Genomic DNA, 23,321 nt, shown 5'->3' on the forward strand with positions numbered 1-23,321 from the left:
GCTACGCCTCCTCTTTAACGCACTCGACATCAAGAAGGCCGGTTTCAATGCTACTGCCGAGGATGCGGCGCATTTCGTCAAGAACAACTGAAGCATTCTTACTGCTTATGACGGGCCACTTGTCCCCAAGGCCAAACCATCCGGCCCCTGTAACCTTCCACAGCGAATAGCAGTCGTTGGCATCTTTCGTGATCTTCAGCTTCATCTTTCAATCTCCTGTCATTAATAAATGAAGACCCCGGCTTCCCCTCCTCAAGCAGAAGGAGAAACCGGGGCCATAATTAAAGGAGGCTTTGGGCCTCCCAGGCTTAACCGTTGAAATTCACGATCACCGCACCTTCGTCACCGAAGGAATAGGTGAAGGCTTCACGGCCATCCCACTTGGGGAGACCTTCAGGCAGGTTGCGGGCAGACAGCACAAGCTGACCGGCACCGGCAAAGCCGGGGCGTTTGCCCAGCACACGGGCACCGGGGGCACCTTCAGCGGCGGGCATGATGCAGAGGCGCTGGGTGTCGGCGTCAAAGCCGCAGAGAACGCGGGTGCCCACCTTGACGGTCACATCTTCGCGGCCCAGGAAGGCGGGCGAAAAGACAACCACAAGGTTTGCTTCCTTGTCGTAGCTCATGGAAACTTCGGGATGCTGGCGGGAAGGCATGGAACGGGTAACGGGGATAAGAGAGAACTGTTCGTTCATGATGGTATATTCCTTGATGAGTTTTGAGTTAATTGGAGTAAGCTCCCCACTGTGCTGCAATGGCTTCAGCAACACCAAGATAGGTCATGCTGCGTATTGCCCATCTGTCAGCAGTTGGGGGGAGTTTGTTCTGACCGCTATCAGTTTGATTTCCCCAACGGGGTCTTCCATTCACCATTCGTGGTGCTACAAAAGAGGTGGAGGTGAGGAGGGGAAGATTTTTGAGCCACAGGCATGTTGCCTTTGAAGCGTCTTCGCCAAACTGGTAGGGCTGAATTGTTTGATCTGGCTTTCTGATTCTGGTTGAAATACAGCCAATAGGATTTTCAATGGCAATCCTTTCAATAGGGGCATCCATAAGTGCTTTGACAAACAGAAGTGCTTCCTCTGTTTTCGCCTGGCGCTCAGGCACACGCTTATTCCAATGGAGGCCACTTGAGCACAGATAGGTGCAAGGTGGATGTGCCACCATCAAATCCCATCCGTCAGAAAGAATTTCCAGAACATCCCCTTGGTGATGAGGGCCGGGGCTTGTCGTTGGCAAGAGGTCACAGCTCATAGCTTCGTGACCCATCTTCAGAAACGCGTCCCTGACCCTGCCACTGTATTCACAGGCGACAAGGATGCGAATAGGACACCTCTTTGCAAGTTAGTGTGTTTCAGCCCAGCTCTTGCCTATCTTGTATTCACCAGTAGTAGGACACCGCATGCCAAAATGTCGGCCTGCGATTTCTATGGCTTCAACAAAGAGCTGCCCAAGGGCATCAGCTTTATCCCTTGGGCATTGCATCTGGGCTTCGTCATGGACGTGAAGAACTTGGGTGTAGTCCACCCCCAGCTTCCACCCGTAGCGGAGTTCCGCTTCATGGTGGCAAACGATGGTGGCGAATTTGACAAGCACGGCACCGGCAGATTGCAGCAGGGTGTTCAACGCTGAGTGCGAGGAACGGACGTGCAGCTTCCGCTTGTCGATGCCGTAGAGGAAGGGGCGTTTCTTGACGGCGTTTTGCACGTCATCAATCAGCGCCTTGATGGCCGGAATGGCCGCAAAGAACTTGGCCTTCAGCCTCTTGCCAATCTGCGCCTGACGCGCTGGGGAGGCTGTGGGGGCCACAATGGAGCCAAGCTTCTGGTCGCCCGCTCCGTAGAGGAAAGCGTAGATGAACGTCTTGGCGTTATCTCTGGTTTCCAGACCGGCTGCCTTCTGGTTGGCCGTATGGATGTCGCCTTCCAGCAACACCTTGGCATACTTGCCGCCGTCATAGCGGCCCATGAAGGATGCCAGCATGCGCAGCTCAAGACCTGAGGCGTCTGCCCCAACCTGAACCGTGCCCGGAGCGGCCACAAACAGGCTGCGGCATTGGGTGCCGTAGGTGCCGTGCGCCGGAATCTGGGCAAGGTTCGGGCTGTTATGGGTACACCGCCCGGTCACGGCTCCGCAGGTGATGACACGGCCATGAATACGGCCAGAGCTATCTACCAAACGAAGCCATCCTGCTTTGCCTTCAGAGAGCATCCCGATGATCTTGGTGATCTCAAGGTACTCACTCAAAGGCCTGCACTCTGGAAAGTCGAGAGAAGCCAGAACATCCCCATCAACCTTTGGCTTGCCTGTCTCCGTAAATTCGGAGGGCTGCCAGCCATGAAGTTCAATGAGGCGGTCTGCGATCATCTCCCGGCTGTTCGGGTTGAACTCAATGATGTGCTTCTTGATGAAGGGAACACCCTTCACATACCCCCTGGTCTTGTTATTGACCTTGGGGATGAAGACTTCTTCCTCAACCTTGGGCGGGAACACCGTGCGAAGTTGAGTCTTGAGTTCTTCCCGCTTGGCACAAAGATCAATATAGAGGTTCATGGCAGCCTTCTCATCGAAGGGCACCCCAACCTGTTCCTGATTGAAGATGATGGTCTGGAAGTCATGCTCAATGGCAAGAGCTTCAGGACTGTATTGCTGGTCTAGGATGAGCTGATACAGCTTGAACAGAACGGCAACGTCCTGCTCACAGTAGGTCTGCATTTCCTGTGACCAGTGCGCCCATGCGTTTTCAGTGGTCTTGCCGTAGTCGCCTTTGTATTCCCCCAGCCTGTAACCCCAAGCCTCAAGGCTGTGTTTGCCGCAGAGCTTTGCCGGGAAGGCAGAACTTGTGGGCTTTTTCCGTTTGGCCTGAGAACGCAGACGATCAAAGTCCAGGTCTTTCAGGTTAGTCCAGATGAGCCGGGAGGCAGTGAGGGTATCGAAGAGGCGTGGAAGGGATACGCTGGAATGCAGTTTGGCAAGCGCGGGTTTGTCAAAGCAGAGGCCGTTGTGCGCCACAAGCAGCGGCGCGTTGGCAAGGAGTTCAAGCCCTTCAGCTATTTTGTCCGGGCCGAAGGAGTACAGCTTGCCGCTGGGGTACTCCATAGCGCATATGCAATGCACCACAGAGGTTGTATCAAGTAGTCCGTCAGTTTCTATGTCGAAGAGCAGGGCCGGTGTTTCGGGCGTGGGTATCCATGAGTGGTTGAACCCCGGATAAGGTTCACGACTCAGCGACACCACTGCCATAGTGGTCATATCCTTGTTTCATAATGAGTTGGCCCGAATTGTAGAGGTTAGTAAGAAGCTTCTGCCCAGCGGGGAGTACCTTGATGGTTCTTCCGCTTACCTCAAAATGCCAGAGACAATAGCGAGGGCAAGGCTGTAGCCTCTCTGTGCGTGAGTCCCAATACAAAACACCAGCCTTAACAAGACTGGTGCTTACCTTGGACAGCTTCACTCCCCGCAGGGTGCGGCAGAAAGCAGTGATGGATGGGGCTTGGTTGTCCATTCCCTAGAACTCCTCTCCGGTGTCACCTTTCGCATTATTCGTGTCATCATCCCCAAAGCCGAACTCCATGCCATCGGCGGGGAGCAGGCGTCCTGTTTCGCTGTTGTAGGCAACGCTTCCGGCTGGCCCTACTTCACCTATGGGCCTGTTCTTCAGAACACGAATAGAGGATATGTTGGGGGTATCCCCCTGCTGGTCACGCTCAAGGGCAATGACCACATCACTCACCTGTTCCAGAGAACCAGAGCCACGCAGATCAGTAAGGCTCACCTGTCGCCCTTCGTTAAAGCTTTTGCCTTTGTCGGGTCGCTTCAGATGCACCACCGCCAGAACCATGACCCCCGTTTCCTCAATGAGGGAGCGGAGCTTGGTCATGAGCTTGTCGATGGTCTTTCTTTCAGACTCACCACCGGATTCATCCAACGCCGAAACCACGATGGAGATGTGGTCAAGGACAATCACCTTACAGCCCAGGCCCACCACCATGTAGCGGAGCTTGGCAAGCAGGGTGTCGATGTCGGATGAACCAAAGTGGTCATAAGCGAACCACTTCTCATCCCCGGTGACGGCATCAAAAGCAGCCCGGAGTTCTGCTTCTGGCAGAGCCTTGTGGACTTCCGGCAGATGCAGGGGCTTGTTGATGTTGATGCCGAGGTAGCGGCGAAGGTTGCGGTCAGTGGATTCTTCCAGGGCCATAACGCCAAGCGTGAGGCCGTGGGCCATCTTGAGGTGGTAGGCAATCTCATTGACGATGGTGCTTTTGCCGATGCCTGAGCCAGCCGTGAAGAGGTAGAGTTCTCCACAGCGCAGCCCATGCAGGCGCTCGTTCAGCAGGGGATACGGAATGTCATAGCCTGTTGGGGGCGTCTTGCTGATCTTGTCCCACAGGTCTTTGCCGGACACGATGCCATCAGGCCGGTACGGGCGGGCATCCCAAAGGGCGTTCAAGAGCGCCTTGGATTTGCCTTCCTTGAGGCAGTCGTTGGCATCCTTTTCAGGAAGCACAGCGACCTTGGCCTTGCCGGGTGAAAGCAGCAAAGCACATTCCTGCGCCGCAGCCTGCCCCGGTTCATCCATATCGAAAGCGAAGACCACTTCATCAAACGTCTCAAGCCATTCCAATGATGCCTTGATAGCCTTGACCGCATGGTTGGCCCCGTTGGGCAGACTGACCACCGGCCACTTGTTGTCCTGCAACATGGAGATGGTGAGGCAGTCAATTTCCCCTTCGGTAACGACCACCTTGCGGCCACCGCTACGCCAGAGGTGCTGCCCGAAAAGGACAGCCTTCTTCATGTCACCTATCCACTTGAAGTCTTTGCCTTCCATGCGGATATGCTGGGCCACAAGGTTGCCCTTGGTGTCATGGTAGTTAGCCACATGGCACCACTCGCGTTTCTTGCCGAACCGTCCGATGCCGTAGTTGAACTTCTTGCAGGTTTCTCCATCAACGCCCCGTGCTTTCAGGGGGACGATTTCAAAATCAATAGGTTCAAATGACGGCTTCTCTTTCGGCTCTGCCACTTGATGCCCTTCCCCGTCCGGGGCTTGGTAGAAGCCACAGGCGTTGCAGTAGCCGTGCCCATCGGAATACCGGGCAAGGTTGTTGCCGCTTGCATCATCCCCCTTGGCCCGACAGGCGGGACAGGGTTCGTGCTGAACAAAGGTAGAATCAGAATTGAGGTGCTGCATTTTCGTTGCCTCCTAAGTGGAAACGAAGGCATCAAATGCGGCCCTCTGCTGTTTGCTGGGTTTGTGCTCAAGCCAATCGGCAGGGATGCTTGGCCCCTTGCAGCAGGAAAAACCATGCTGCTTGGCCCAATCTGCATGGGTCATGCCCTTGGTTACTTTGGCGGTGAGGCTCATGAAGACCAGCCGGATGTCCAGGTCTGGGCATTGAGCTTTGACCATGAGCATCTTGTCACGGTCTGCCTTGGTGAAGCGGCCTTTGGCCTCAATCATGATGGCCTGTTTTGGTAGTGCCCAATCCGGCGTGTAGTGCCGTTGGACAGACACCTTGTAGGGAATATGCACCGCCTCATACCGGGCACTGCCCTCAGGCAGACCGGCGTGGATGTCGGCCTCAAACTGACTACGGAAGCCGGTGTTGCGCCTCAGGCTGGCCCAGCGTTTGTACTGCGTTGTGCGGTAGCCGCCGCTGGAGATTCCGGCCATGGCTAGAACGGCACGTCATCGGCGCTGGGAGCTTCGGAGGGGAAGGCAGGGCCAAGATCATCAGCGTCATCAGCCTTGCGGTTGAAGCCCTGCTCTTCAGCCAGAGAAGAGGCCATGAAGCCGTCTTCGTCTTCTTCGGCGGCGAAGCCGTAGTCAGAGGCAGAGCGTTCGCCAGCGGCGTTCAGCTTGAGAATCTGCACTGCGTTCAAATAGAAGGAGACGCCCGCCTTGCCGGTACCACTGACGAAGTACGGGGCAGCGGTGAAGCACACGCGAACCAGGGAACCAAAGCCCGGCTCATCCTTCATCTTTACCGGAGCCTGCATGGAATCAAACACAGGCACCTTGCGCTGACGGGTCTGGCCAGTTTTGGAATCTTTGTAGATGGCCTTGGTCTTGAAGCGGAACAGGATGTTGCCGGTGGGTTCTTCCGTTTCACGATCATATTCGACAGTACCGGGTTCAACCCAGGTCGGCTCACCAAGCTTCTTGCGGTTGGCAACGGAGAGTTCGTTGAAGGCTTCCTGCATGTTTGCCTTGCCTTCCTCAATCTCCTCAGCGATCAGACGCTTCAGCTTGTCAGCCTCAGCTTCGTCCAGACGCAGGGAGATGGTGAAGGAGCCGTCTTCATCAGGGAACTCCTTGGTGCCGTAGTCAGGAGCCACCAGATGAACGAAGAGCGCTTCACCCTTGGGGGTCGTGTGGCTCTTGCGCTTTTTCTTTTCGTCTTTGTTATTTGCCATTGATGATTTCCTTGTTGATGTACTCAGCGGTTGCGGCGAACTCAGGCCGCTTGCCTTCAGCGTCATTCATGCAGTTACGGGCATAGGTCATCATGTCGGTGACAGAGATACCGGACTGCTCCGCTGCCAGCAGGAAGGCACAGGCCAATCCCATGAGGCGCGGGCCTTGCTTGGGGTTGTCCTGAATCGCTGTTGCCACGGCCATGCAGCATTGGGCAGCTTCACGCGCTGTGCAGTTGCCCATGAGGTCACGCAGCCGGGGGGCCAGGGATGAGAGAACAAGAGGGTCGAGATAGTTTGGGGTAGACATATGAGTGGGCGGGCCTCCTGTGGGTTAAAGGTGAAGGGAGAAGCGTTGAGGGTGCTTCTTCCCGCCTAGTGGAACCTATTTCCAACATGCTGAGATAAAACAAAAAATCCCCAAGCCTGCCTGAAGCAGAACCTGGGGATTTTTTGTTTTATCGAGTAGCTCTATTTATGCAAAGAAAAACAGCGAGTTAGTCACATTTGACACGTCCAACTTCCCGAATGAAGGCACCACCGGAAGAGCGTCAGCTTTCTGCAATACATCTGTAGGCACAGCAGCTAGCACCTCCCGGCTCCATAACTCAAGCATGTTTGCCGTGCCACCGAACAATTCAACAAAAGTTGAGCGCAGCAGCCCCGCCAACTTTTCACTGTCTGCGGCCAAAGTACCGTAGCTGTCGTGAATCATAGCGAAGCGTGTTATACCACAAGCAAGACAGTGTTGCACGGTTCTCATAAGCGCAGCAGCGTCAAGACTGTGAACATAGTTAGGTGAAATGGCTGACTTTTGCTTAGTCTTTGCCAACTTGGCTTCGTTAGCTTCATTCAGTGTCAGCTTGACAATACTATCCCCTATCTTCGTCTTTATCCTCTGCCCTATCTGCTCCCGATAGAACTGCTGCACATAAAAGCCAACAGGTGTTGTCCACCGTGCGGGGAGGTTTGCCTTATTCAGCACCCCAGCGGTATCCTGAAGAAAAGACATGGCTTCTCTAGCTTTGATAACTGTGGCACCAATGGCTTCCCATACAAAGGTTGCAAGGAAACGCGCTACGCCCCGCAATGTATGCCCAGCAGGTATCTCCAAAGGGGCGTCATCATAGACCTGCTCCTTCAGCCATTCCTCAGTGTATTCACGGCAGCTATCAAAAGTGCCTCCATAAGGGAGAACCATAACCTGTCGCTTGGTCATCTTGCGATTGATGTTCAAGGTCAGAAGCCAGCGAGAGCAAACCACCTCATTATATATAGGTATGTCAGAATCCTTGGAGCATACGTTAGCTGAATCTTCATCACCAGCAGCACGGGCCTCAAGCATGCCCTTTACCTTGTCAGCCACAATCCCATAGATGTCCTGTGGCTTCTCACTTGGCAGAAGATTTACGGCAGCGCCACCGACCTCATCCCTCAGGATAAGGGAGAAAATCTGAAGCCCGTTGCAGGTACCATCCATAGCCACGGGCAGGTGGGACACAAATTCAAGCCCCTCCGTGAGATACCCGGCCCACTCAAAGCAGAACGCCAAGAACCCCCACGGGTCATCGGCTTCCTGCCACCATGTCACAGTGTAGGGGTCATCGGATACGGCCTTGATCTTCTCCTGATTCTGCAAGACCCAGGAGTAGCGATCATCAAGGCTCACCTTGTCGTTGCCCCAAGTATTGCTGCCGTGAATGGCAAGCCATTTCACAGCAGCCATAGTTCCAAGCGGCTTTCCCTCTGCGAAACACAGAAGAGCCTTGGCAAGATGAGTCCCTTGTGGCGTGAGGTATGCTGGAACGGCATAGATGCGGCCCCGGAAGTCGAGTTGGTAAGGATAGTAGAAAGCTTCTTCATCCTTATAACGACTCGCAAGGTTCAGGGTCTTGGCAATACCAAGGCGGCGAGACATGCAGGAGATGTTTTTCTCCCTGACAATGGCAGCCGCCCGCTTCCATTTTTTCAGCTCTTCCTCAGGCAGGATGTCGAGGCAGGTATGAGGAATACGGGCTGAGGCGCTGTCTGTGATGTCTTCCCCACAAACCGGGCACACAGGGAGTCTGTAACCATCACGCGGGGGCATGTCGGCCACACCCCCATCAGTGTAGTCCCAGAGATGTTGGGCCACTGCATAGACAGGTTGGTTGATGGCCCATGCTGTATCCTGCAAAGCGTTTATGGCTGTGAGGACATCAGGCATTTCCCCGCTTTCAATTTTTTTGTCTAAGACAGTCAGATAGCTTCTATCTATTGTTTTTACCAAGGAAAGGGGGCGCATTTCTTGGAAATAGTAGCCACCACCAGTAGCCCACTCCCACCTTTTAGGAGGAACAACCGTAGGCATAAAATCAGGATAAAGTATTGATCTAGTTTCAAGGTGGTTTTCAAGCCATTCCTTGATACGTTCCGTCATTATCACACTGTAAGCCCCATGCTCCTTCTTCCCCTTTTTTACTTTCCCAGGAAGCAGCTTAAACTCCACAATACCAACATGCTCAACGATTAACTCAAGCAACTTAATACCAAGATGCAAGCACTGAGTAGCAGGCCACGGCTCAAAATCTACAGTACAAGACTTGCCATAGGCATACCTAAGCACCGTGCTTCTGTACTCTTTTGACTTATGACCTTGGATATAACGCTGTGTTGCCTTATACCGCTCATTATCATTCTCTTTCATATTTGTAAGACGTTTTTCAGATTCAATTTCACGCCCTATGCAGATAGCTGTGTATTGAGCAAGTGGTTCTCTGGTCAGGCTATCAATCGTAGCCCGTAAAGCAATGAATGCCACCACATCAGAATCCATACCTTCAAGCAGACCCACAGCCATATGCCTGCGCCCTGCCCCGCCGCCTTTGGCCTTAGTCATAAACTCATCAATAGCCTTAGCCAGGGGTTCAATTCCACGCTTGAGCAGCATCTTGCCGTAGCTGGTGCCCCCTTCATTCTTCTGTTCTCTCAGGCGGTTGACGTTGGCAAAGAAGCGATCACGGCCACGGTTGAACATTTCTTCTTCAAGGGACAATTCCCTAGCAATTAGCTCTTGATTAATACGATGGGCGCAAGTGTCGGCAGACATTTTTCGTTACTCCTTAGCTAATGGTTTGTTCTTAGGGTGCAAAAAAGCCCCCTTGGCAGATTGCAAGGCCACCAAGAGGGCTAAAGAAGCCAAATTCTAGCAGCATGTTATCTGCTAGATTGCAGAATCAAGGCTTATTTCCTTGACCACTGCGGTGAATATGATTAACTTGTGTCTAGCATAATTAGCCTCCACGGATAGTTTTAGCGAGGAGAGCTGTTAGCTTCAAGCTAATTTTATCAACTTTAAATTAATGTTTTCAACAGGTCATTTCTAACAAACTGGAATAACCGTTGATTTTTCTTGGAGGTGGGGGATGCCCGATTCAAATGTTGCAAAAGAACGTATGGAAGAGCGGAATGATTTTGAAGCGCAGTTCAAACGTGTACTTGAGGCTGCTGGGGTTAAGACCGATGCAGATTTAGCCCGCATATTGGATATCCAACCTCCTTCAATCGCTGGTGCAAAGAAAAGAGGCAGTATTCCGAAGGCATGGCTTGAAAAAATATCAGCTATGTTTGGTATTTCTATAGATTGGCTGGTACATGGGGATTATCGCTTTGAGACAAGGCTTGGTAAGTTGAAGCTAGGCCAGCCCCTTGAAAGAATCCCGATAGAGAAAAAAGCAGCGAATCATGTTCCGGTGCCTTCTGACAATGGCACAGATGTTGACATGATGTTCATTCCGTTGGTAGAAGCGAGACTTTCAGCCGGGACGGGGAGTCTTGAAACCAGTGCAGACGGGGAACGTAAATATGCTTTCCGCTCCGATTTTTTGCACAGGAAAGGCACCCCAAGCAAAATGGTATTGATGCGCGTCTCCGGTGACAGCATGGAGCCAGAAATTAAACACGGGGATGTGGTATTGCTTGACCAAGGAAAAACCACTATTCTCCCTGGCCGTATGTATGCAGTTGGGATTGAGGAAGCAATTTACGTTAAGCAAATTGACACAATCCCAGGCAAGCTTATTTTGAAGAGCATGAACCAAGCCTATCCCCCGATTGAGGTGGATATGCGTGGTGATCTTGCGGAGCAAGCACGGGTGATTGGTCAGGTTCTTTGGGTTGGTCGGGAATATCGTTAAAAGTTTAGACTAACTAGCAAGAATCTCTAGACAATTTTGGCTTAATAAAAAAACAGGAACGTGTCTTTCTGGGTTGCATTTTTCAGGTTGCACATGCCTCCTAGGTTACTGCACCCCAATGACAATTCCTGTTGATATATCAGACGGATAGAGAAACTGCTGAATCTTAGAATCCAGCACCTATGGTATGGGGGTTCAAGTCCCCCCTCTCGCACCAACTACCTCACCAAGAAAAGGAGTCCCTCGTGGAATATAGCGCAGAAGACATCTCGCCGGTCAGAAAAAAGGTCGTCATCACCACCGAAGCCCAGGAAGTGGAAGCAGCCATCATGGGCGCCGTGGCGCTGTACAAAACATCAGTGCAGCTGGACGGTTTCCGCAAGGGCAAGGTTCCGGCGTCGGTCATCGAACAGCGCTTCCGCGACAAGATTTATGAAGAAGCCCGCCAGGATCTGATCAACGTCCACATCAACGACGTGATGCAGAAGCTCGACGTTTCGCCCCTCGCCGGCGTTGACGTGGACGCCAAGGGCACCTTTGAACGTGGTCAGGGCTACGAATACAGCGTCGAATTTGAAATGCTGCCCTCCTTCACCCTTCCTCCCTATGAAGGTATGGAAGTGGAGCAGGAAAAAGTGGTCGTGGACGAAAAGGAAGTGCAGGAAGTTATCGACCGCATCCGCCGCGACCGTGGCGAGCTTGTGCCCGTTGAAGGCGCTGGCCCCGCTGTGGACGGCCAGGTTGCCACCATCGACTTTGCCGCCTTTGAAAACGGCGAGCCCCTGGAAGGCGTGAAGGCCGAAAGCTTTGACCTCGCCCTTGGCGAACGTCAGGCCCTTGAAGATTTTGAAGCCCTGGTGAAGACCATCCGCTATGGCGAAGAAGGCGAAGGCCAGATCACCTTCCCCGAAGATTTTCTTGCCAAGGATCTGGCAGGCAAAACCGTCACCATGAAGGTGCGCGTGCACGCCATCAAGGAGCGCAAGCTTCCTGAACTGAACGACGACCTCGCCAAGACCGTTGGCCTTGAAAGCGTGGAAAAGCTGCGCGAAGCCATCACCGGCAGCTACACCCAGAGCCGCGCCAACCTCAACAAGAGCGCCGCGCAGAAGACCCTGCTTGACCGCCTGCTGAAGATGGTTGAATTTGAACTGCCGCCCAGCCTTGTTGACACCCAGGTGCGCACCCTGCTGGGCGACATGGCCTCCCGCCTCGAACGTCAGGGCCGCAGCCTTGATTCGCTTGGCAAGAGCATGGACGAACTGCGCGCCGAAGTGCAGCCCCAGGCTGACGAACTGGCCCGCTCGCAGGTTCTGCTGCTTTCCATCGCCAAGAAAGAAGCACTTGACGTTACCGACAATGAGGTCAACACTCAGATCTACCAGATGAGCATGCGCACTGGCGAAGATTTCAAGACCCTGCGTGAAAGCTATGAACGCTCGGGCATGATCTTTGTGCTGCGTGACCGCATGCTGGCCGACAAGGCCATGGATCTGATCTACGCCAAGTCCAAGGTGACCGAAGTGGAGCCCAAGGCCCCAGCCGAGGGCGACGCCGCGCCGGGCGCACCCGCCAGCGCTCAGGACTAACTGAAGTATAAGGGAGGCGGCCTTAAGGCCGCCTTTTGGTTTTATTTTGCGGCAACACCGCACCCAACCGGCCCACACGCCGTGCCAAGAGGCTCATATGTCGCTTGTCCCCATGGTTATTGAAACCACAGGCCGCTCTGAACGGGCCTATGACATCTATTCGCGTCTGCTCAAGGACCGCATCGTTTTGCTTGGATCCGAGGTCAACGATACAGTTGCTTCCCTCATCTGCGCCCAGTTGCTGTTCCTTGAATCGCAAGACCCCGAAAAAGAAATCTATCTCTACATAAATTCCCCCGGCGGCTCTGTTACCGCCGGGCTTGCCGTTTATGACACCATGCGCTTTATCTCTTCGCCGGTGGCGACTGTGTGCATGGGCCGCGCCGCCAGCATGGGCGCATTTTTGCTGGCCGCTGGCAAGCCTGGCATGCGTTTTGCTTTGCCTAACAGTCAGATCATGATTCACCAGCCTTCGGGCGGTTTTCAGGGTCAGGCCACGGATATTGAAATCCACGCGCGCGAGGTGCTGCGCCTCAAGGAACGCCTCAACCGCATGCTGGCCGACAACACGGGCCGTCCCTACAAGGATATTGTCAAAGCTACCGAACGCGATAACTTTTTGACTCCTGAGGAAGCCAAGGAACTCGGCATCATTGACCGCGTGCTTGTATCGCGCAATGAAATGGCTCAGGAAAAGAGCGAGTAATATGGCCAAGAACGATAAACCTACGGTGAGCGAACCCCTGCGCTGCTCCTTTTGCGGGCGCACTGAACTTGAGGTTCGCAATCTCATCGTGCAGGACGGCGCCAGCATTTGCGACAAGTGCATCAAGGCCTGCAACGAAATTATCGCCCGCGACCAGATGGAAAGCCCCCAGAGCGAAGAACGCCTTCTTTCGCCCCAGGAAATCAAGGATCGTCTTGACCAGTATGTCATCGGACAGAACGATGCCAAGAAAATCCTTTCTGTAGCGGTGCACAACCACTACAAGCGTGTGTTTTACGCCAGCGCTCTGGGCGACGAGGTTGAGCTTGAAAAAAGCAACATCCTCCTTGTTGGCCCCTCGGGCAGCGGTAAAACCCTGCTTGCCAAAACTTTGGCCCGTGTACTGCGCGTGCCCTTTGCCATTGCTGACGCCACAACCCTCACGGAAGCGGGCTATGTGGGCGAAGACGTGGAAAACATCCTGGTGCAGCTGCTCCAGAATGCGGACTACGATCTGGAAGCCGCCAGCAAGGGCATTATCTATATTGACGAAATCGACAAGATTTCCCGCAAGGGCGACGGCCCGTCCATCACGCGCGACGTCTCCGGCGAAGGCGTGCAGCAGGCCCTGCTCAAGATCATTGAAGGCACCGAGGCCAATATTCCTCCCAAGGGCGGGCGCAAGCACCCCCAGCAGGAATTTATCCGCATGAACACGAGCAACATCCTGTTCATTGTGGGCGGCGCCTTTGTGGGCCTGGACAAGATCGTGGGCGGTCGCATGAGCGGCGGCGCAATGGGTTTTGGCGCCAAGGTGCGCGCCAGCAAGGAAATGCCCCTTGGCGAACTGCTCGACAAGGTGCATCCGCAGGATCTGGTGAAGTTCGGCCTTATCCCCGAATTTGTGGGCCGCATCCCCATCATCACCCATGTGGACGAGCTGGACGAACCCGACCTGGTGCGCATTCTTACCGAGCCCAAAAACGCTCTGGTGCGCCAGTACCAGAAGCTCTTTGAGCTTGAGAATGTTGACCTGCGCTTTACGCCCAATGCCCTCAAGTCCATTGCCACCAAGGCCATTGAGCGCAAAACGGGCGCGCGCGGCCTGCGCAACGTGATGGAACGCACCATGCTCGACATCATGTTCAAGCTGCCCTCCCTGCCCAATGTGCGCGAATGCCTGATCAATCAGGCTGTTATCGACAAGGGCAAGGAGCCGGTGCTGCTGTTTGGCGACAAGGCTGAAAACGCCGATACGCCCAAGGCCCAGGCCGGGGGCGACAAGGCCTCTTAGCCAACCGCCTGAATTGCGCGCGGTCTGCCATTGCAGCCGGGCGCACAGGAGGCAGCCAAGCGGTTGGCCCCGCAGGCAAACATGGCGCGCCCGGCAGTACGACTGTTGCGGTGCGCCGTGCGGGTTTCCTGAAATCCGCGCTGCGAAATGATTGCACGGCGAACCCTGAGCCAGGTTGCGGCCAGCCATGCAGCAGGGCAACAGCAAACACCCCGCCTGACGCAAGGCATTTCACGGCAAAAAAGCTCTAAGTTCCGCCGGGCGGCGCAAGCCGCCGTCCGGCTTTTTTCAGGGGAGAATTATGACAGACGAAATGCGCGGCTCTGACGCTTATATTGAACTGCCCATCATGCCTTTGCGCGAGGTGGTCATGTTCCCCCGCTCCATCATGCCGCTCTTTGTAGGGCGCGAGGCCTCCATCAAGGCCATCGAAGCCGCACAGGCCACCTACAGCAAGCAGATATTTCTTGTGGCCCAGCGCGAGCCGGAGCTGGAAAAGCCCGATGCTCAGGATCTTTCGCCTGTGGGCGTGGTCAGCAAGGTGCTTCAGATGCTGCGCCTGCCCGACGGCACCATCAAGGTGCTGTTTGAAGGCGTGTACCGCGCCACGTGGGAAAACCTGCACGAAGAAGAGCAGTGCGCCATGGTTGGCGTGCGCCGCCGCGCCGAAAAGCAGAGCCGTCCCGAAGAGCGCGAGGCTCTGGTGCGCGCCGTGCACGAGGCGCTTGAAGAATACGGCAAGAACAACAAAAAAATTTCGCAGGAGGCTGTGCTCTCCATTCTTGCCTTGCAGGAAATCGGCCCCCTGGCCGATGCCATCATTCCGCACCTCAAGGTTGATTACCGCAAAAAGCAGGAAGCCCTTGAGATCGATGATGCCACCCAGCGCCTGGAACTTGCCTATGAGCTTTTGCAGGGCGAGGTGGCCCTTGCCACGGTTGAAAAACGCATCAAGAACCGCGTCAAGGTGCAGATGGAGCGCAACCAGCGTGAATACTACCTCAACGAGCAGATCAAGGCCATCAACAAGGAAATGGGGCGCGATGACGACCCCCAGGCCGAAGTTGACGAAATAGAGCAAAAACTCAAGACCCGCGACATGCCGGAAGAAGCGCGCGAAAAGGCGCTCTCCGAAGCCAGAAAGCTGCGCAGCATGCCGCCCTCTGCGGCGGAATACACTGTTGTGCGCAACTATGTGGACTGGATTCTGGATCTGCCCTGGAACGACCTCAAGCAGATAGACATCAACCTTGAAAAAGCGCGCGCAATTCTTGACGGCGACCACTTTGGCCTTGAAAAGCCCAAGGAACGCATTCTGGAATACCTTGCAGTGCAGAAGCTGTCCCAGGGGCTCAAAGGCCCCATCCTCTGCTTTGTCGGCCCCCCCGGCGTGGGTAAAACCTCGCTTGCCAAGTCCGTGGCCCGCGCCACCGGGCGCGATTTTGTGCGCCTCTCACTTGGCGGCGTGCGCGATGAAGCCGAAATCCGGGGCCACCGCCGCACCTATGTGGGCGCGTTGCCGGGCAAGATCATCCAGTCCCTCAAGCGGGTGAAGTTCAACAATCCCCTCTTCTGCCTGGACGAAGTGGACAAGATGACCTCCGACTACCGTGGCGACCCCGCCTCGGCCCTGCTGGAAGTGCTCGACCCGGAACAGAACAATACCTTCATGGATCACTACCTTGATCTGGAGTATGATCTTTCCAAGGTTTTCTTTATCACCACGGCCAACTCGCTGCACTCCATCCCTGTGCCGCTGCTTGACCGCATGGAGATCATCGAGCTCAACAGCTATCTTGAAACGGAAAAACGCCACATTGCCCGCCGCTTCCTGCTGCCCCGCCAGCTGGAGGAGCACGGCCTCAAGGAAGGCAACATCCGCGTGTCGGACAACGCCATTCTCGAAATCATCCGCTCCTACACGCGCGAGGCCGGTGTGCGTAACCTTGAGCGCGAAATTGCCGCCCTGTGCCGCAAGACCGCCATCAAGCTTGTGGAAGACGACGATACCGAAAAGTGCGTCAACATCTCGCGCCAGAGCCTGCCCTCTATGCTGGGCGTGAAAAAATACCGTCATGACGAACGCGAAAGCGAACCTCAGGTCGGGGTGTGCGCTGGTCTTGCCTATAATCAGCGCGGCGGCGAAATTCTGCTGGTGGAAACCAGCCTCATGGGCGGTTCAGGACATGTGGTGACCACGGGTCAGCTTGGCGAAGTCATGACAGAATCGGCCAAGGCGGCCCTTTCGTATGTGCGTTCGCGGGCCGAAGTGCTGGGCCTTGATCCCCGCTTCCACCGCAAGATAGATATCCACGTGCACGTGCCTGCTGGCGCAACGCCCAAGGATGGCCCTTCGGCTGGCATCACCCTGGCGACGTCCATCACCTCCGCCCTGCTAGGCATTCCCGTGCGCAATGATGTAGCCATGACCGGCGAAATCTCCTTGCGCGGCAGGGTGCTGCCCATCGGCGGCCTGCGAGAAAAACTGCTGGCAGCGCGCCGCAGCGGCATCAAAAAAGTGATCATGCCCCGCGATAATGAAAAAGACCTCAAGGAAGTGCCGGACGAAGTGCTGCGCGACCTGGAGATCGTTTTTGTTGACCATGTGGATGAAGTGCTGCCTCAGGCCCTTGCCGCCACGGCGGAAGAAATCTTCTCCGGTCGGGCTACGGCGCTGCCCATCAGCCGCATTCTGCGACCCGAAAAACATGATGACGACAAGAATCAGCCTGCGCAGTAGCGCACGGCGACAGTGATAAAAAATCAGCGATAAAAAAAGGGAGCCATCTGGCTCCCTTTTTTTATTCCTAGCTGGTGCTTGGTCGCGCCAGGCAGCAGATTCTGCTACGGCTCCACGGCGCGGCTTTCTGCCGCCACCTTGCGCAGCAGGGATTCCATATTGGCTACAGAGGTCAGACGCATCTCGCCTTTAGCGGATGTCACCCGGCCCGTCACGTCATAGGATTCGCCGTTGCCGCCGTCATGCACCACAAAGGGCACAAGCCAGCCATCGCCATCGCGTCGGGCCTGCCCCACGTTTTTGATTTCCTTGCGCCCGGTTGAGGCATCGGCAAACAAAGGGGCAAGCAACCCCTGCGCGGTATTGCCCGAGGGCTTGCGGCCAGCAAATGCGCCGGAAGAAATACCATTGATCACAAAGGCCCGCGTTTCGTTCAGCAGCAGGGAGCGCACGTTGCCCTCCTTGGACGCCGCCTGCGTGAAGAGCAGTGCAACCATGGGCGGCAGATCCTTTGCCGCCTCCGGATCCTGCGCGCGGCGCACAAAAAGATTCAACGCCTGTTCAAGAATGGCGTCCACATCCACCTGCCGCTCAAAAGCGGCCACGTCAGATTTGTCCACAGCGCCGCCAGCTTCCAGAATGCACTGGCGCGGATCATTTGCCGCAAAGGCAAAGCCGGCCTGCACCACAACCGCTGCCCACAACAGCAGGGCCGCTGCGAAACAATAAGGCACACGAGCCAAGACCCTGCCGCCCGATTTTACGCCCGCTTCCACACTGGCAGTCCGCCCAACAAAATTCAGCATATTTCCTCCGGCAACTGGCCCTTGAGCACAAGGGGCAGACCGCAGCTTACAAAAAGTACCGTGCCGCACACGCGGGCCAGCGTCTGATTGGCAAGACCCAGCGTATCCTGAAAACGTCTTCCGAGGCTCGACATGGCAACCATGCCAAGGCCCGCCTCCACACTCACCAGCGCCAGCGGCAGTGGATAGGCCGCAATGCTGGCGGCCAGAGCCTCCACGCGGTCAAGAATATCCCTTTCCGTCATGTCCGCAGCCATAAGATTGGCTACCCACAGGCTCACGCAGTCAAACAGCACAACCCCCGGCCCCTTGCCGCCGGGTTGGGCCGCAGGCATCAGCGATGCCAGAGCGCCAGCCGGGTCAAGCGGCTCTTCAAGGCAATGCCAGCCCTGACCGCGCTCCTGCTTGTGCCGGGCAATGCGCGCCGCCATCTCTTCATCGTCCTCGCGGCCCGTTGCCAGATACAGCCGCTGCGGGGCTTGCACCTCGGCCCAGCGCTGAGCCAGACCGCTTTTGCCGCTGCGTGTGCCGCCAACAAAAAAAACTGCTGCGCCCATTACTGCTGACCGCCCACGCGGGGGGCTGGCGCACGTTCTGCACCGCCATGCGCGTTTTCCGCAGGCAGCGCGGGGGCCGCATGCCCCTGCGGCGGGGTCAGCTGCGGGGAGGTCTGCACATGTCCGGCGTTTTGTGCGGCATTGGGAGCCGCGCCCTGTGCAGGACTCTGCGTCTGAAACGGCGCGCCTGTTCCGGCCTGCGCGCTGCGCCGCGCCAGATCGCGCAACACGCCCGCCGAGGCCTGCACCGAGGCAAGGGCCTGAGCGTCCGCGCGCAGGCGGCGGTCAACCCACTGGGCCACAAACAGCAGGGAATCATCGTCCAGCGTCTGCCCGCCGTTCTGGCGTATGGCCGCAACCAAGGTGCGCTGCAAGGCGGCGCGTTCCTCAAGCGCACGGCGGTATCGGGCACTCAGGCCGTCCACCCTCAGTTGCGCTGTAGATATCTGCGCTTCGGAAGCATTGTTCTCCCGCAGCTGGTCTACCGCGAACACGGCTTCGGCCATCTGGGCGTTGATATCCACAACACCCTGCGCGGATTTGTCCTGCTCGCGCAGGCGGGCATCAAGATTGGGAACAGAGGCCACGCCTTCAAGCGCGCCAGCCAGAATCACAAGACGCCCGGCCAGCGCCATGTGCAACTGGCGGATATGTTCAGGCGTAAAGCCCTTTGAGGCCGCATCGCGGTTAATGGCATCCAGAAAGCGGTCCGCATACAGAGTGTACAGCCCGCGCAGCATGGTGGGATGAAAAGCATAGCGCAGCAGGGCCTCGCGACCGCCCTTGCCGTCAGTAACATTGGCAAACTTTGCGCCATAGCGCTGATTGAGCGCCTGCACACTGACGTTCAGCGTACCGCTCTGCGGGCCGGGCTTGAAACGGGCCACAACAAAGGCCGCCAGATCTTCCACAAATTCCATGCGGATGTGGCTGTCTTCCGTCACCTTTTGGGGCATCTGCGCCCCGTTCTGCTGCGGATACAACCCGGCAGGCGTAGAGCCGTCCACAGGCGCGCCCACGCTGCCCTGCACTGTTTGCCCGGCCAGAGTGCCGGGGGAGGTGGGCGGGCTGACAACAGAAATGGGCGGTGGCGGCGGCGCATCGCGCAGCACATCACCCACCCCGGCCAGCGGTGTGCCGCTGGTGGCGTTGTTTATGATGTCGGCGGCTTTATCCTTCCACTGGTCGCGGGTTGATTTATCGCGTGTAAGCCAGTAGGTCGCGCCGCCCAGGGCCAGAACCGCCAGCAACGCCAGCACCACGGCCTTGCGCGCGCCAGCGCGGGCAGGACGGGGCTTGGGCATATTCACTATGTCCGGCACGTCCAGAGGCTTTTTTTCCAATTTCATAAAATTCTCCTACTGCGGCAGGCATGGGGCTGTGGCACAACGGGTACAGCCCTGAGCGCCGCAAAAACGGCATACCAAGCCATTATTTCCGTTTATTGCGCGTAAATGCTAGCATTGCTTCCCTGCGCTGTGAAGACATTTTCCAGAGAGTTTCTGGATACGGGGCTGGTAGTGCCCGCATTGCACCCCGGCGGGCGGCGGGGTATAGTAACAAAATTCGTACGCAGTATTTTATGAGAGGCTTTTTATGCATACCCCTGCCAACATCCTCACCATTGCCGGTTCTGATTCCGGCGGCGGCGCGGGCATTCAGGCCGACCTGAAAACAATCATGGCGCTCGGCGGTTACGGCATGAGCGTTATCACCGCCCTGACCGCGCAGAACGGATTGGGCGTTACGGGCATTCATGCGCCGGATGCCGATTTTGTGCGCTTGCAACTGCGCACGGTGCTTGAGGGCTTTTCCGTCAAGGCCGCCAAAACGGGCATGCTCTTTTCCGCGCCCATCATCCGCGCTGTTGCGGACGAATTGCGCAACCGCGACTTTCCTCTCGTGGTTGACCCTGTTTCTGTGAGCCAGAGCGGCAGCCGCCTGTTGCAGGAAGACGCAGTGACAGCACTGGTGGAAGAAATGCTGCCTGGCTGCGACCTGCTGACCCCCAACCGCCCAGAGGCGGAAATGCTCACCGGCATGAGCATCAACAGCCTTGAAGACGCAGAGGCCGCAGGCCAGAAGCTGCTTGCCATGGGGGCGCGCGCCGTGCTCATCAAGGGCGGGCACATGGAAAGCTCCATTGTTGTTACAGACTGCCTGTGCGTGCCCGGCGAACAGCCCAAGCACCTCCCGCAGGCCAAGGTGGAGACGGAAAACAACCACGGCACGGGCTGCACGCTTTCTGCCGCCATCGCCACAGGGCTTGGGCGCGGTTTGCCCCTGCAGGTTGCTGTAACCCGGGCGCAGGAATTTCTTAATCTTGCCCTGCGTAAAAGCTACGCTCCCGGCAAGGGCTGCGGCCCTGTGAACCACGCTGCGGATTTAAACATCAAATAGGCATTTGCCCGCCTGTCAGCCGCACGGCCCTTTTCCGCTACCGCATGGCAGGCGGATTGGCCCGCTGTTTGCAGTTTCCCCCTGTGGATATTCAGGGCGTCAAAATCAAGGCGGTGCGGCGTGCCCTTTCGTTTCAAATTACAGAAAATACTCGACTACCGGGAACAGCTTGAAGAAGAAGCCAAGGTTGATCTGGCCAACAAGCAAAAACTCCTGGAAGAAGCGCGCGCACTTTTTGAACGCCTGAAGGCTGAACTGCGCCAGACCGAAGACCGCTTGTTTGAATCAGCCCTTGTGCCGCAGGCGGAACGCTGGCTGCTGGAACAATATGTAAAAGGATTGCGCGGCGATGTAGCCAATGCAGCCTTGCAGGCCCGCATGCACGAACAGCTTGTTGACGAAGCCCGCAAACTGCTGGCCGCGCGCGCCATTGAAAGAAAGCTGCTGGAAAAGCTCAAGGAGCGCCAAAACCAGCAGTATATTCGTGAGGAACAACTGAAGGAGCAACGCGTCAATGACGAAACAGCCACACTCCGCTACAAAGCTCCGGCTCTCTAAGCTATTCCGCTGGCTGGCGGTGCTCTGCTTTATGAAGCTTACCATCCTCGGCCTGTTGCTGCTGGATGTGCCCGTGCCCTCCTGGCTTGGCGGATCGCCCAAGGATGCCACGGTAGCCGTAAACGCGCCGCGCAATGGGCAGGAGCGGACTGAAACCGTGGCTCCTGTTGCTGATGCGGCCCCCTCTGGTCTGGCGCAAAGCGTCAGTTCTACTCTTTCGTCCATGGGTTCGGCCCTTGATTCCGTAGTAGACAACATCAAGGACAAAACTGAAAAGAGCCAGAGCGACCCGCAAGGTTCTGCCGCCGCCCGCATGGCCGCAGCGGTCAAACCCCATGCAGATCAAACCACCAGCGTGACCGATGCCGCCCTGCCCGCCCCGCTTATCCGTACAGCGACCTCAGGCGGCGCACCTGAAACTGCGGCGGCTTCCAAGGCTCCCGGCCAGACATTTTCCCCCAATTTTCCCGAACCGCAGGCCCTGCCTGCCCCACAGGCGGAACCGGGCACATCCGCCCCCTCCGGTAGCCTGATTGTTTCTGCCAGACCCAACCGCGCCAGCGAATCCGAATGGCTGGACGCCCTGGGCCTGAGCAATCTGCCCATCCCCGGCCTTGGCAGCGTGCAGGCCGCGCACGCGGCAGCGCTGGACATGCCTGTTCCCCAGACGCCCACTGGCGGGCAATCGCCCTTTGCTCCCGCAGAGCAGACGGCCCCGCTGACCATACCCGGCGCTCCGCCCATCCCGGCAAACATTCCGCGCGGTCAGGGCACGGACGGCGCACCTTTGCCGCCGCGCGGCGCGGCAGGCAACAACGACGGCTTTTTGCCCCCCTTGCCGCAGGGGCAAAGCTCGGGCACGCTGCCCGTCCCCACGGTGCAGCAGCCGCAAGGCGCTTATTCCAACGACCCCAATACCAAGGCTCAGGAACTGGCGCGCCAGCAGCAGGATATTCTTGTGCTGCGCCAGCAGATGGATCAGCGCCTCAAGGACATTCAGGAAACTGAAAAGAAAATGCAGGACATGATCCGCGAGGCCAAGGGCATTGAAAACGAAAAAGTTCACCGACTGGTGCTCACCTATTCCATGATGAAACCCAAGGCTGCGGCCAAGGCTCTGGAAAGCATGGACGAACGTGTGGCCATCCGCATTCTTTCCGGCATGTCGCCCAAGCAGTCAGGCGAAATCCTCACCTACGTTTCTCCGGCCAAGACAGCCAAGCTTACGGAGCTTATCACCCGCATGAGGATACCTGATTAATGCGCCTCAAGCTTCTGATCGCCTATGTGGGCACCTGCTACAGCGGCTGGCAGATACAGGAAAAGCCGAGCCCGCCGCCCACAGTTCAGGGCGAAATGGAAAAGGCCCTTCGCACCATCACAGGGCAGAACATACGCGCCCACGGCTCGGGCCGCACCGATTCCGGCGTACATGCCCACGGGCAGGTTGTGCACTGCGATGTGCCCGATGCGCGCGCCAACATGGACTGGCGGCGTAGCCTCAACGCCGTTTTGCCCCGCGATATCCGTGTGCTGGAGGCCACGCAGGCCGCGCCGGACTTTCACGCGCGCAAGGATGCCCTGCGTAAAACCTACGCTTATCAGTTCTGGCTGGAACAGACCTTTATGCCGCCGCAGCTGACGCCTTTTGTGTGGAAATGCGGCCCACTGAACATGGAGGCAATGCGCGCCGCCCTGCCCCACCTGACGGGCCTGCACGACTTTGCCGCGCTGCGCAATGTGGGCACGGATGTGGAAAGCACAGAGCGCACGGTGCTGCAAGCCGAGCTGCACACCATGCCCCCCTGCGAATTCTATCCGCCGCACGCACCCATGCTGCGCTTTATTGTGACTGCCGATGGCTTTCTCAAACAGATGGTGCGCAATATGGCGGGGTTGCTGGCTGCCTGCGGCCAGGGCAAGGTATTGCCAAAGGATATTCCCGCCCTGCTTGCCACACGCGACCGCAGGGATGTGCCCTCCGTCACCGCGCCGCCTCAAGGGCTGGCTCTGGTGAACGTGGTGTATCCCGAGGCCCGATAGCCGCACAGATTATTGTGTCCCCGCTGGTAC

General features: G+C 56.7%; 21 protein-coding genes. 9 read left to right on the forward strand and 12 right to left on the reverse strand.

The window, feature by feature from the left end; translation table 11 throughout:
• Position 1 precedes the first annotated feature (1 nt).
• The 9 genes from RDK48_RS05455 to RDK48_RS05495 form a co-directional block, all read right to left on the reverse strand.
• Positions 2 to 205, reverse strand: coding sequence for a hypothetical protein (locus RDK48_RS05455; protein WP_298996851.1), 204 nt, complete (start codon positions 203 to 205; stop codon positions 2 to 4).
• Between the two features lie 103 nt (positions 206 to 308).
• Positions 309 to 695: a hypothetical protein gene (locus RDK48_RS05460; RefSeq protein WP_298996850.1), complete on the reverse strand. Its 387-nt coding sequence runs from the start codon at positions 693 to 695 to the stop codon at positions 309 to 311.
• Between the two features lie 28 nt (positions 696 to 723).
• Positions 724 to 1,107 carry a hypothetical protein gene (locus RDK48_RS05465; RefSeq protein ID WP_298996848.1) on the reverse strand — a complete coding sequence of 128 codons (384 nt, stop codon included), beginning with the start codon at positions 1,105 to 1,107 and terminating at the stop codon, positions 724 to 726.
• Between the two features lie 237 nt (positions 1,108 to 1,344).
• On the reverse strand, positions 1,345 to 3,252 hold the full coding sequence (locus tag RDK48_RS05470; RefSeq protein WP_298996846.1) for a DNA polymerase: 1,908 nt from the start codon (positions 3,250 to 3,252) through the stop codon (positions 1,345 to 1,347).
• A gap of 256 nt (positions 3,253 to 3,508) precedes the next feature.
• Positions 3,509 to 5,197, reverse strand: coding sequence for a DnaB-like helicase C-terminal domain-containing protein (locus tag RDK48_RS05475; RefSeq protein ID WP_298996844.1), 1,689 nt, complete (start codon positions 5,195 to 5,197; stop codon positions 3,509 to 3,511).
• A 12-nt stretch (positions 5,198 to 5,209) separates the two neighbouring features.
• Complete coding sequence (locus tag RDK48_RS05480) at positions 5,210 to 5,680, reverse strand: endonuclease (protein ID WP_298996842.1); 471 nt, start codon at positions 5,678 to 5,680, stop codon at positions 5,210 to 5,212.
• Between the two features lie 2 nt (positions 5,681 to 5,682).
• On the reverse strand, positions 5,683 to 6,423 hold the full coding sequence (locus RDK48_RS05485) for a hypothetical protein (RefSeq protein ID WP_298996839.1): 741 nt from the start codon (positions 6,421 to 6,423) through the stop codon (positions 5,683 to 5,685).
• Complete coding sequence (locus RDK48_RS05490) at positions 6,413 to 6,733, reverse strand: hypothetical protein (RefSeq protein WP_298996836.1); 321 nt, start codon at positions 6,731 to 6,733, stop codon at positions 6,413 to 6,415. Before RDK48_RS05490 ends, RDK48_RS05485 begins: the two co-directional genes overlap by 11 nt.
• A 165-nt stretch (positions 6,734 to 6,898) precedes the next feature.
• The gene (locus RDK48_RS05495; RefSeq protein WP_298996833.1) at positions 6,899 to 9,511 is read right to left on the reverse strand and encodes a DNA-directed RNA polymerase; all 2,613 of its coding nucleotides are present in this window, start codon (positions 9,509 to 9,511) and stop codon (positions 6,899 to 6,901) included.
• A 316-nt stretch (positions 9,512 to 9,827) separates the two neighbouring features.
• On the opposite strand from RDK48_RS05495, the gene RDK48_RS05500 reads away from it, so the two are divergent.
• From RDK48_RS05500 to lon, 5 genes are all read left to right on the forward strand, one after another.
• Positions 9,828 to 10,598 (forward strand): S24 family peptidase, encoded by a 771-nt coding sequence (locus tag RDK48_RS05500; RefSeq protein ID WP_298996830.1) that lies wholly within the window; start codon positions 9,828 to 9,830, stop codon positions 10,596 to 10,598.
• A 245-nt stretch (positions 10,599 to 10,843) separates the two neighbouring features.
• Positions 10,844 to 12,187, forward strand: a complete 1,344-nt coding sequence (gene tig, locus RDK48_RS05505; RefSeq protein ID WP_298996827.1) for a trigger factor — start codon at positions 10,844 to 10,846, stop codon at positions 12,185 to 12,187.
• A gap of 97 nt (positions 12,188 to 12,284) precedes the next feature.
• A complete protein-coding gene (gene clpP, locus RDK48_RS05510) occupies positions 12,285 to 12,893 on the forward strand; it encodes an ATP-dependent Clp endopeptidase proteolytic subunit ClpP (RefSeq protein WP_022658344.1) in 609 nt (202 codons plus the stop codon).
• 1 nt (position 12,894) lies between these two features.
• A complete protein-coding gene (gene clpX / locus RDK48_RS05515) occupies positions 12,895 to 14,187 on the forward strand; it encodes an ATP-dependent Clp protease ATP-binding subunit ClpX (protein ID WP_298996824.1) in 1,293 nt (430 codons plus the stop codon).
• Between the two features lie 301 nt (positions 14,188 to 14,488).
• Positions 14,489 to 16,927 carry an endopeptidase La gene (gene lon, locus RDK48_RS05520; protein ID WP_298996821.1) on the forward strand — a complete coding sequence of 813 codons (2,439 nt, stop codon included), beginning with the start codon at positions 14,489 to 14,491 and terminating at the stop codon, positions 16,925 to 16,927.
• Between the two features lie 104 nt (positions 16,928 to 17,031).
• Here the strand turns inward: lon and RDK48_RS05525 are convergent, their stop codons facing one another.
• The 3 genes from RDK48_RS05525 to RDK48_RS05535 are packed head-to-tail and all read right to left on the reverse strand — an operon-like array spanning position 17,032 to position 19,639.
• Positions 17,032 to 17,733 (reverse strand): hypothetical protein, encoded by a 702-nt coding sequence (locus RDK48_RS05525; protein ID WP_298996819.1) that lies wholly within the window; start codon positions 17,731 to 17,733, stop codon positions 17,032 to 17,034.
• On the reverse strand, positions 17,727 to 18,290 hold the full coding sequence (locus RDK48_RS05530; protein ID WP_298996817.1) for a bifunctional adenosylcobinamide kinase/adenosylcobinamide-phosphate guanylyltransferase: 564 nt from the start codon (positions 18,288 to 18,290) through the stop codon (positions 17,727 to 17,729). The genes RDK48_RS05525 and RDK48_RS05530 overlap by 7 nt, the downstream gene beginning before the upstream one ends.
• Positions 18,290 to 19,639 (reverse strand): hypothetical protein, encoded by a 1,350-nt coding sequence (locus tag RDK48_RS05535; RefSeq protein ID WP_298996815.1) that lies wholly within the window; start codon positions 19,637 to 19,639, stop codon positions 18,290 to 18,292. The genes RDK48_RS05530 and RDK48_RS05535 overlap by 1 nt, the downstream gene beginning before the upstream one ends.
• A gap of 247 nt (positions 19,640 to 19,886) precedes the next feature.
• Here RDK48_RS05535 and thiD point away from each other — a divergent pair, with 247 nt between their 5' ends.
• The 4 genes from thiD (at position 19,887) to truA (ending at position 23,291) form a co-directional block, all read left to right on the forward strand.
• Positions 19,887 to 20,690: a bifunctional hydroxymethylpyrimidine kinase/phosphomethylpyrimidine kinase gene (gene thiD, locus RDK48_RS05540; RefSeq protein ID WP_215647076.1), complete on the forward strand. Its 804-nt coding sequence runs from the start codon at positions 19,887 to 19,889 to the stop codon at positions 20,688 to 20,690.
• A gap of 120 nt (positions 20,691 to 20,810) precedes the next feature.
• Complete coding sequence (fliJ, locus tag RDK48_RS05545; RefSeq protein ID WP_298996813.1) at positions 20,811 to 21,248, forward strand: flagellar export protein FliJ; 438 nt, start codon at positions 20,811 to 20,813, stop codon at positions 21,246 to 21,248.
• Positions 21,205 to 22,509: a MotE family protein gene (locus RDK48_RS05550; RefSeq protein WP_298996811.1), complete on the forward strand. Its 1,305-nt coding sequence runs from the start codon at positions 21,205 to 21,207 to the stop codon at positions 22,507 to 22,509. Before fliJ ends, RDK48_RS05550 begins: the two co-directional genes overlap by 44 nt.
• A complete protein-coding gene (gene truA / locus RDK48_RS05555) occupies positions 22,509 to 23,291 on the forward strand; it encodes a tRNA pseudouridine(38-40) synthase TruA (RefSeq protein WP_298996809.1) in 783 nt (260 codons plus the stop codon). The genes RDK48_RS05550 and truA overlap by 1 nt, the downstream gene beginning before the upstream one ends.
• The last annotated feature ends 30 nt before the right edge of the window (positions 23,292 to 23,321 follow it).

Source organism: uncultured Desulfovibrio sp. (assembly GCF_902477725.1).
Lineage (GTDB): Bacteria > Desulfobacterota > Desulfovibrionia > Desulfovibrionales > Desulfovibrionaceae > Desulfovibrio.